Source organism: Sphingomonas sp. CFBP 8760, assembly GCF_014841615.1.
In the GTDB taxonomy this organism is placed as follows: domain Bacteria; phylum Pseudomonadota; class Alphaproteobacteria; order Sphingomonadales; family Sphingomonadaceae; genus Sphingomonas.
The window spans coordinates 1-9,493 of the sequence record NZ_JACYUG010000039.1 but is presented as its reverse complement, the minus strand read 5'-3'; the positions used below and the strand labels follow the sequence as shown (position 1 = coordinate 9,493).

At 60.1% G+C, this 9,493-nt stretch carries 6 protein-coding genes and 2 pseudogenes; 2 read left to right on the top strand and 6 right to left on the bottom strand.

Going from position 1 to position 9,493, the window contains the following annotated elements:
* Positions 1 to 187: ribbon-helix-helix protein, CopG family (locus tag IFT82_RS21585; RefSeq protein ID WP_446740992.1), on the bottom strand; the 187-nt coding region annotated here is incomplete at its 3' end.
* Positions 188 to 748: 561 nt separating this feature from the next.
* Between IFT82_RS21585 and IFT82_RS20055 the strand changes: the two genes are divergently transcribed.
* Complete coding sequence (locus IFT82_RS20055; RefSeq protein WP_199860612.1) at positions 749 to 1,861, top strand: metallophosphoesterase family protein; 1,113 nt, start codon at positions 749 to 751, stop codon at positions 1,859 to 1,861.
* Positions 1,858 to 4,488, top strand: a complete 2,631-nt coding sequence (locus IFT82_RS20050) for an AAA family ATPase (RefSeq protein WP_192129901.1) — start codon at positions 1,858 to 1,860, stop codon at positions 4,486 to 4,488. The genes IFT82_RS20055 and IFT82_RS20050 overlap by 4 nt, the downstream gene beginning before the upstream one ends.
* Positions 4,489 to 4,790: 302 nt before the next feature.
* On the opposite strand, the gene IFT82_RS20045 is transcribed toward IFT82_RS20050, so the two are convergent.
* From IFT82_RS20045 to IFT82_RS20025, 5 genes and pseudogenes are all read right to left on the bottom strand, one after another.
* The gene (locus IFT82_RS20045) at positions 4,791 to 5,303 is read right to left on the bottom strand and encodes a MucR family transcriptional regulator (RefSeq protein ID WP_192129900.1); all 513 of its coding nucleotides are present in this window, start codon (positions 5,301 to 5,303) and stop codon (positions 4,791 to 4,793) included.
* A 470-nt stretch (positions 5,304 to 5,773) separates the two neighbouring features.
* Positions 5,774 to 6,751, bottom strand: coding sequence for an SGNH/GDSL hydrolase family protein (locus IFT82_RS21115; RefSeq protein ID WP_192129899.1), 978 nt, complete (start codon positions 6,749 to 6,751; stop codon positions 5,774 to 5,776).
* Between the two features lie 238 nt (positions 6,752 to 6,989).
* Positions 6,990 to 7,544 carry an FxDxF family PEP-CTERM protein gene (locus tag IFT82_RS20035; RefSeq protein ID WP_192129898.1) on the bottom strand — a complete coding sequence of 185 codons (555 nt, stop codon included), beginning with the start codon at positions 7,542 to 7,544 and terminating at the stop codon, positions 6,990 to 6,992.
* Between the two features lie 519 nt (positions 7,545 to 8,063).
* A pseudogene (locus IFT82_RS20030) lies at positions 8,064 to 8,186 on the bottom strand (IS3 family transposase); the annotation flags it as partial.
* A gap of 30 nt (positions 8,187 to 8,216) precedes the next feature.
* A pseudogene (locus tag IFT82_RS20025) lies at positions 8,217 to 9,440 on the bottom strand (IS3 family transposase).
* Positions 9,441 to 9,493 lie beyond the last annotated feature (53 nt).

The following is a 9,493-nucleotide window of genomic DNA, read 5'->3' as shown; positions in this document are numbered from 1 at the left end:
GCATATACTCGGTCACACGCAGGTGCCGGCGCTTGCTACCGTGTAGCAGCTTCACTCCGTCAAGATGACGCTCGATAGCTTGCCGAATGACATCGGAGGGAGTGCAGCCTAGCGAGGCCGCCTCAGCGTCGACACGGTCACAAAGGTCGTGAGGTATCCGGACCGAGCATTTACGATTTGATTTCACTTCCAGCTCCCTAGCAGGGGGGCTGGTGAGCTTTACGAAAGGTGCTGCCTTATACCTCAGGGCTTGGCAGGCATCAAGGGCTGGCGGCGGTGTATTGGAAAAAGTGTAGGACAATGTCCCACGCAAAAACGGTAGAAAACCGGGATTTGTGATGTTGTCGGACGTTGTCCTACAGCCTGTCCCACACTGTCCTACACTCCGTAAAACTGCTAAGGCATTGTTCTTTCAGGTAAAAAGGCAAGCGGAGCTTGCGTTCGGTGTGCTGTCAATTCCGCATGAAATTCGCCTTGTTTGGGGTCCTTCCTCAATCATCGAAGAGGGCCTGATTATCGTTCTCCGACGGGCACTTAAGCGCGCGGGACAGCGCGCTTAAGTGCCGACGACCTTCGGACAGCAAAGCCTTGCGTTCCCTGTCTGATCCGATTTGGGGAGCAAATAGCCATCTAGAGGGGCCAAACTCCGATGGCGTTTCATGCAGCGTCAAAAGGCTTTCTCGCGCGCCGGCTGTTCGCTAGACGTTCCAAAGAAATTGGCGCAGGCGAGACGCCGGCAAGGGAGTGAATGGTGCGCGTTCTGCACAGTGCCGACTGGCAACTCGGCAAGGCGTTTGGTCGCTTCGAACCCGACGTCCGGGCGGCGCTAATCGAAGCCCGCTTTGATGCGATCGACGCCATTGGCCAGGCTGCCCGCACCCATGATGCCGGCCATGTGCTGGTAGCTGGCGACGTATTTGATACCGAAGGCCCGGAAGACCGAACCATCGTCCAGGCGCTGTCCCGAATGGGGCGCTATCCCTGCCGCTGGTGGCTGCTGCCAGGCAATCATGATTATGCGCGCAACGGCGGTCTGTGGGACCGGGTAAGAGCGCGTCAAACGGCTAACGTCACGATCCTGACCGAAGCAGATCCACAGGAGATGGAGGACGGCGTCTGGCTGCTGCCGGCGCCGCTTACGCATCGCCACAATCTCGACGATCCAACTGCCGATTTTGATACGATGGTAACGCCAGACGCGCGGCTTCGCATCGGTCTCGCGCACGGCTCGATCAGGGATTTTGGATCGCGGGGCGAGGCCAACAATCAGATCCCACCCGACCGCGCCGAACGTTCCGATTTAAGCTATCTCGCGCTGGGGGATTGGCATGGCGTCCTCGAGATTGGTAGCCGTACCTGGTATGCTGGAACGCCCGAGACCGACCGCTTCCAGCGCGACGTTCCCGGGCACGTCTTGCTCGTGGATTTCAGGGGCGGGGAGGGACCCCAGGTCACCCCAATCCGAACCGGCCGCTACCAGTGGCTGATCCGAGAATGGCGGGTCAATGACACCGCCAGTTTCGATGCGGAGCTGGCGCGCTTGATGGGCGAGATTGATCCCGCCGCGACGCTGCTCCAGCTTTCGCTGGTGGGGATCACCAGCATGACGGATCGCGTCGCCATCCTTGGCAGGATCGAACATGATCTGCGGCACCGGCTCCGCCATCTCGATCTCCGCGCCGACGATCTGGTCGCCAGGCCAAGCGACGACGATCTCGCGTCGCTGGCAGGGGAGGGGATGCTCGGCGCTGCGGCCGCCAAGCTTTACGCGAAAGTGAGGGCAGGGGAGGGGGATGCGGCGCTGGCCAAGCGCGCGCTCGAACGCCTGTTCGTCGAACATACGAGGGGTGCCACTGCGTGAGCCTGAAGCTGCGGCGTATCACCGCCAACAACTTCCGTAAGTTCCGCACGCCAGTTACGATCGACGGGCTCACCGATGGCCTTAACATCGTGATTGAGCCCAATGAGACGGGCAAGTCGACCCTGCTCGAGGCAATCCGCGCAGCCTTCTTCGTGCCGCACCGATCGGGCAATCAGCTGACTCGCTCGTACCAGCCGTTCGGCGAGAATGTCGCGCCGGAGGTCGAAGTCAGCTTTGACGTTGCGGGGGCACCGTGGACGGTCACCAAACGCTTCCTCAAGTCACACTCGATGGAGGTGCGAGGCCCGGGTGGCAGAAGCCAGGGTGATGCTGCCGAAGAGCAACTTCAGGCACTGCTCGGGTTCGAGAAAGATACGAGCCGAAATGGCGATGTCACCGCCTACGGCGCGCTCGGATTGCTCTGGGTCGGACAGGCCGAAGCGCTTGCTGTTTCGGCACCGGGCCGGATCGTCCGTGACACGATCCAGGCGACACTTGAGGCAGAGGTCGGCACGATCCTCGGCGGTGCGGCCTATGAACGGGTTCGCGAACGGGTTGACCAGCAGTGCGCCGTCTTCTGGACTGCGAACGGGTCGCCCGGTGGCGAGCAGAAGTCTGCGAGAGAACGGCTCGATCAGGCGAATGGGATCGCGCGTGAAGCCGCCAGCAAGGTCGAGCTCCTGGAGAAGAGCTTTACGGAACTGGAAGCGACGCGCTCACGCCTCAAACTGCTGCAAAGGGAGATGACCGACACCACCGACATCAACAGGCGCGCCGATCTCATTCGCTCGCTCGAAATCGCACGAGCCGCGGCGCAGATCCTGGCACAGCGGAAAGCCGAATATGAGATTACGAGCATCCGGATTAAGACGCTGGATGAGGTTGCATTGCGCCATGCCAATGCTGTGCACGTTCGAGACAACGCACAGATCGCCTTGAATGTCGCCAAAGCGAGCAGGGAAGAACGGTCGGACGAGCTGACGGCGGCAAGGCACAAGGCCGATGCGGCACGCACGTCGCTTGTCGAAGCGCGGACAAACCGGCAGCAGGCCAAGGCGGCACTAGCCGAGGCTGAACAGCACGCAGCTACCCTGCGACGTCAGCAAGCCATCAAGTCCGCCCGCATCCGGCACGACACCGTCGTTGGGTTGGAGGAGCGCCTGTCCGCCGCCAGAGCTACGGCTGCGACCATGATTGCCCCAGAAGCGATCAGCCGCCTTGAGAAGGGTGAGCGAAGCATCGCTGAAGCGCGCGCCAGGCTTGCTGCCGGTGCGACCACCATCGAGCTTGTGGGCTCTGCAACGGACGTCACGATTGACGGTGACCCCGTCACGGCCGACCGCCGTGTCGTGACGCGCGAGACGCGGGTTAGCCTGGGCAACGGCGCAGAGCTCATCATCCGTCCACCAGCATCCGCCGGGAGCGCTGAACTGGGCTTGGCCGAAGCCATCGCTCGCCACGACGAAGCGCTGACAGAGTTAAACGTGGCCAGCATTGCTGTCGCGAGGCAACGCAATGACACGGCTCGAGACGCGGCTGGCGAGGTGAAGGCCCTTTCGGCCCAACTGGATGCGAGTGCACCCGCTGATCCCGAACTCGGACTGGCGGCCGGCGTAGACGCCCTCAAGCTGCTTTTAGCGGGATTGCCATCGAAGCCTGAAGGTGAGGGCGACGACGAAGAACTTCCACCGGTTCGTGCCTTCACTGACGCCGTCGATCTTGCCGAAACCGCCCTTGCCCGTGCTGAAGGCGCGCAGGATAGTGCTGCGACGGCGCTTGGAATGATCGAGGAACAGGATCGGCCTTTGGCCGCGGCTGAAGCAGGCGCGGCCAGTGACCTTCAGAACGCGGTGAGCCAGCTTGGACAGATCGAACACGGACAGGGATTTGCGACCCTTGCGGAGGATCTCATCGGGGCAGGGGAGCGGGCGGCGAAAGCGGCAACTCTTCTGAACGAAGCCGAACGCAACGCTGGCGCCCATGACGTACATTCGATCGAGCGCGGGATCGCCAACATCGATGCGCGTCAGGTCGCTGCAAACGAGGCGCGGCGACGGCTGGAAACCGACATTGCCCGACTGGAAGGCACGATCGAAAGCGAAGGTGGCAAGGGGCTAGCCGAACGCGCTGCCGTGGCAGCGGAAGAGGCCGTGGCTGCGGAGCAGGCACTCGGGCGAACCATAGAGGAAGCGCAAACGCTCAAGCTGCTGCGTGACACCCTGGAGGAAGTTCGCGCCGAGACCTCCCGGACGTATGTCGGTCCGGTCACGACCCGGGCGAAGCGACACATTGAGCGCCTGCTGCCTGGTTCGGAACTCCTCTTTGCCGACGACCTCGGTCTGGCGGCGATCAGTCGCGGCGGATCGCCCGAGGATTGCATCAGCCTCTCGAGAGGCACGCAGGAACAGCTTGCCGTTTTAACCCGGCTCGCCATCGCCGATTTGCTGCGCGAAGAGGGGCGGCCGGTGTCCCTCATCCTCGACGATCCGCTTGTCTATGCCGATGATACGCGGCTGGACCTGATGACCGAAATTTTGACAGAGGCGGCTCAGCACATGCAGGTTATTTTACTGACCTGTCGTGAGCGAGCGTTCCGGCATATGACTGGTACCAGGCTGGTTCTGTGACTCCGGGTGTAGGGATGTTTATGGTGGAAACCGGACCGACCGCTTTTGGGAAGCGATCGGCGGTAAGCAGCCGTTCGTTTAGGAGGCTCGGGAGGGGCCTAAAGAACGCTTCCTAGTTGAAAGCCGCCCGTCCGCTTTTAAGCGGCTGCCATCGTAACTGCCGTTCACTGATGTGGCAGGATAGGTCTAAACGCCTGCCAATATTATCATCGCTCGCGCAGCAGACGATCGAAACTGCGGGCCAATGGCGCGGAGATCGCCGCTATTGATCGGGGGGTGGCGCTGCCACCCCCCGATGCATCTCACTCGGCGGTGCCAAGCGCTTCCTTGGCGGCATCAAGAGCAGCCTTGCCGCCACGCTTTGCCTTGGGTGCAGACTTCTCCGCGCCTTCTACCTTCTGGCTAGGCTTACGACCCAAGCCGATCGTCTTGGCCATCGCGCGGCGGGCCTCACTGTAGGACTCGGCGACGATTGGATAGTCTGCCTTCAGGTTATAGCGGGCGCGGTATTCCTCAGGCGTCAGGCCGTTGCTGGTCAGATGGCGGCGCAGCGTCCGGTAGGGCTTGCCGTCGATCAGGCTGATGATGTGGTCCTTGCTGGCCAGTGACTTCCGCACGGTCACCGCCGGGGTGTACTCCGTCGGTGCTTCTTCAGCAGGCGCTTCGACTGTGGATCCGCTGAGCTTCTCGACGGCGAGATGCATCGACTGCAGGAACGCCGGCACATCGTCCGCGGAGGTGCGAGTATTGGGATTGCTCAGCCAGGCAATGGTGAGTTCGGTAGCAAGCTCGATGGTGTTGGTTGCGGTGGTCATGAGAATCCTGAATAAATGTGATAGCGCCGATGCATTCAATAATACATCCTATGCCCATAGCCACATAAGTGAAACATTTGGGGTTTCAACCGGTGAATAAATAGCATTTAGCAAGTACTCGTTTATCGATGACATAGCATGAAGGTACAATATATATTACCTATTGCCATGCAGATGGGATTAATAGCCTCACGCCAGATCGCCATGGCCCTCAAGGCATAAGATACACCACCAGATACCGATAGCAATCATTAGAAGCTTTGCCACCAGTTATACGAAAGTACGACGCTGCTCTGCGAAAACGGCGTCCATGGGCCAGCGCGTTTTTAACGTGTGGCTACGTCAGTAATGATGGCGCGGTGGCTAGCAATTATGACCGCCGCAGCATTAATCCCCAGAACGTAAGCTATCAAAGCGCGGGCATCCACCGTTATCTAAACCGATTGAGGTTGCTCATAAACTGGCTGACATCATGCGTAGGAGATCTTAGTCGAACGGCGCCGATAACGGAGGCAGGCACTCAGCAGGCCAAAGCCAACCAGCATCATTGCCCAAGTGCTGGGCTCTGGTACTACCGATGTAAGGCCGAACCGCTGATTGATATCACGGTAGCCTGCGGCCTGGACTGCGGCAGTGGGATGAACCCCGTCAAAGGAGAAGATGCCGACACACCCTGTCGCTTGAGCGCCTGCTTCGAGGCAATTGATGTCTGCTCGCTGTGGCGGCAAGCCCAGCGAGGAAGAATTCGTCAGGGCGCGCCGATTGAAATCGCTGAGGCTGTAAAAAAGCAAGTCGGTGTCAGCGTCCAGCGACAGGGTCGCGATTGCTGCGGTGAGATAACCGTTTGCAGCAATGGTGAACGGGTCGCCTGCGAGAGGGAAATCCGTCATGAAGATGTTGCGCGCACCAAGATCGTTTAGGGTCTGAACGCCGGCGACATATTGGCTAGCTGCCGCTCGCAGGTATGCGTCGATGGTCGGGAATGAGCCGATCGCTCCCTCTTGGCCAAATACGCCTTTGGCACCGAACACGTCATTGCCGCCAAAGTTCAAGATATAAAGGCCATTGGTATCGATAGGCCGGCCAGACGCGGTAAACGCGCTGATCTGCGCCTCGAGGTCAGGAATGCCGTCACCGGTATCCACGACCCGAGCGCCGCCAAAGGCGAAGTTGGTGCCGCCTGCCAGTGATGGCGTCGTAGGCACCCCAAAGAGGTCGATGGATAGCAGGTCGGGATAATCATAGCCGTTGGTAAAGCGGTTCTGGAAATAGCCGAGTTTTGGGTCGGGTCGGGTTCCGCCATTGGCGATGTAAAGGTTGCCCGCGTCCACGAGGCTGTCGCCAAAGACCGTAACCGACGTGTAGCGCTCAGTATCGCGGCTTGCCCACGCTGGCGTAGCTGCCACTACGCCCAACGTACAAAATAACAGTACCCAACGTTTACCCACTTTAACTCTCCCTGTTTGCAATCAGATGCCTGAAACAATAAATCTGACAGCTGGGGATTAATTTCGATTCGGCGAATCGGCATCTCGAAGAGAAAAGCTTTAAGTTAGCAGGCGATCCCTCAGGTATGACCAACAACACCAATTAAATAATTGTGCGAAGAGAGATTAAAGGCGGCCATAGAAAGGGGCTCACTAATGTTAAAATTAGCGAGCCCCTCGATAGTCTTGATATCAGATGTTAGGCGTAGCGAACATTCGTTGCGCGACGGCGATACCGCGTCGCCGCACCGATCATACCGAAGCCGACCAACATCATTGCCCAGGTTGCCGCCTCTGGAACAGCTGCGACGGTGCTGAACGTAGCTTGACCGCCATAAGCACCACCGCCGCGGGAAACGCCATTCACGACGATCCGGTTCAACACGCCGGCCACAATCGGAACGTTGTTCGTGAAAGCTACCTCGAACAGGCCGCCTTCAGTGCGCGTGATCTGGGCCGCGACGTCGTTGACGAACACCGACGTGAAGTCGAGGTCATTAGCTGACCCGGGCAGCGTCGCGCTCGTCGTGACCGTGCCGCTACCAAAGCCATTGGCCGGGAGCGTGAAGGTGAAAATGTCAGTGAAGGCGCCGGCAGCAATGCCGGTGTTGAAGAACGCGCCAGCGAACGTGCCGTTCGGACCCGGAGTCGCGGTGAAGTTTGAACCACCGACCGGGAAGGTCGCACCGTACGCCGCGGGTGCAGCCAGGGACATCGTGGCAACAGCGAGAGCCGAGACAATCATTCGCTTCATATACACATCCTTATGTGAGCGCTCTGGCCAAGTGGCAGACCTACAAGAACGCGGCGGGTCATGACAGATTGGTAACGAGATGTTAACCATAAAAACAGTGACATAGATTAATTTATAAATCTCTTGGATAACGCCGGGCCGATTCGCAGGCAGTGTCAAGCGCTAGTATGAAATTGGCCTGCAGTGCGGCACAGGTACCGAGCTGCCTCCCAACCCTGCTGCGGCGATCATCTATAGCCGGATGCCGCCGTTCGCTTAAAGAAGCAACAAGCGCACCAGTTGTGACGGTGGCACACGAGAGTAATAGATGTCTCAAGGCGAGCGATAGCTGCACCACCTTGGCCTGCAGCATTTGTGTGCGCCGATGATGTCAACAATGAAGTAGGGGATCAGGCGTTCGGATATGGACAGCGAGAGCGGCATACTCTTCACTCTTATGACCGCGACGTGAGCCCCTGAGTGTTTTAGTTCCGACATTTAGTGGATCGGGTCAACGATAAACTGGTCTGGCTCTGACGTTCAGGTCTTGGCGATGTATTCGTAGGGTGTGAGGCCGCTGAGCGTCTTGAGCCGACGGGCGAAATTGTAAGCTGCCATGAAGTCTTCGAGGTGTGTCCGCAGCTGGTCGTGACTCTCGTAGTGATCTTCCCCCGGTTCAGCGGACACGCTGGGTTAGCCGGTCATACGTTGCTCGGCTTGCTCGGGGGATAGACACCCGAGGACCGAGTGCATGCGGTGCCGGTTGTAGTAGCCCTCGATGTATCCGAACAGCGCCTGTCGGGCTTCGGCGTGGGTCGCCCACCGGCATTGATGGACCAGCTCGACCTTCAGGGTGTGGAAGAAGCTCTCCATTGGGGCATTATCGTAGCAGTTGCATTGAGGGCACCGCGCGGATTGCCGTCAGGTGATCGACATAGGTGCCAGACGCATATTGCGACCCACGGTCGGAGTGGCAGATGAGGCCAGCCGCTGGTCGCTGCCGCTGGGCCGCCATCATCAATGCGGCAAGCGGCAACTCTGCTCGCATATGATCGCGCATGGCCCACCCGACGATCTTGCGGGTCGCCAGGTCGAGCACTGCGGCCAGATACAGCCAGCCTTCGCCGGTCGCGATGTAGGTGATATCGGCGAGCCAGCTCGTATTCGGCGCGGTCGCCACGAAGTTCTGCGCCAGCAGGTTCGGGGCAATCGGCAGAGAGTGACGGCTGTCGGTCGTGCAGGGCCGGAACCGGCGCCCGGCCAGCGCACGGATGGGGTGTCGACGCATCAGGCGCTCGACGCGACCACGGCTGCACTGCCGGCCCTCCGCCCGCAGGGCGGCATGCATTCGGGGAGACCCGTAGCGCCCCTGATGGCGCGCCTGGAGCCGGCGCACGTCGGCAAGCAATGCCAGGTTCGCCGTCGTTCGCGCGCTCGGTGCCCGGCCACGCCAGTCGTAATAGCCGCTCCGCGACACGCCGAGCATGCGGCACATGACGTTCACCGGCCAGATAGACGCATGCTGCTCGATAAAGCCTGTCCTGAGCTACGCCGAAGGGGCGAACTTCACCGCAGCATCTCCGCAAAGCCTGTCCCGAGCATGATCGAGGGGATGCCGACGGCTTTTTTTAATATGTCGCGCTCCATCCGCGCCCGGTCCAGCTCGCGCCGCAGCCGCGCGATCTCCGACGCCTGATCCGCTGGCGACGCCAGCGCTGATACTGGCGGCTTCGCCGCCGGGCTTGCCGGCACAGCGCTGCCATCCTCCAATTTGCGCTGCCAGCGACGCAGCATTGTCGGCATGATCCCCAACTCGGCTGCCACCTCGGTCTGCATCCGACCGCTCGACTCCCATAGCGCCACCGCCTCGCGCTTGAACTCGTCCGTGAACCGACGCTTCGTCGTACTTGCTATCATGAGCTGCTGCCGGTTTCGTGGACACCAAGATAAGGTGTTTTCGGAACCGGAGG

Excerpts from the sequence above, each read along its gene's own strand:
- IFT82_RS20055 (WP_199860612.1), top strand. The coding sequence starts at position 749 with ATGGTGCGCGTTCTGCACAGTGCCGACTGGCAACTCGGCAAGGCGTTT.
- IFT82_RS20045 (WP_192129900.1), bottom strand. The coding sequence starts at position 5,303 with ATGACCACCGCAACCAACACCATCGAGCTTGCTACCGAACTCACCATT.
- IFT82_RS20035 (WP_192129898.1), bottom strand. The coding sequence starts at position 7,544 with ATGAAGCGAATGATTGTCTCGGCTCTCGCTGTTGCCACGATGTCCCTG.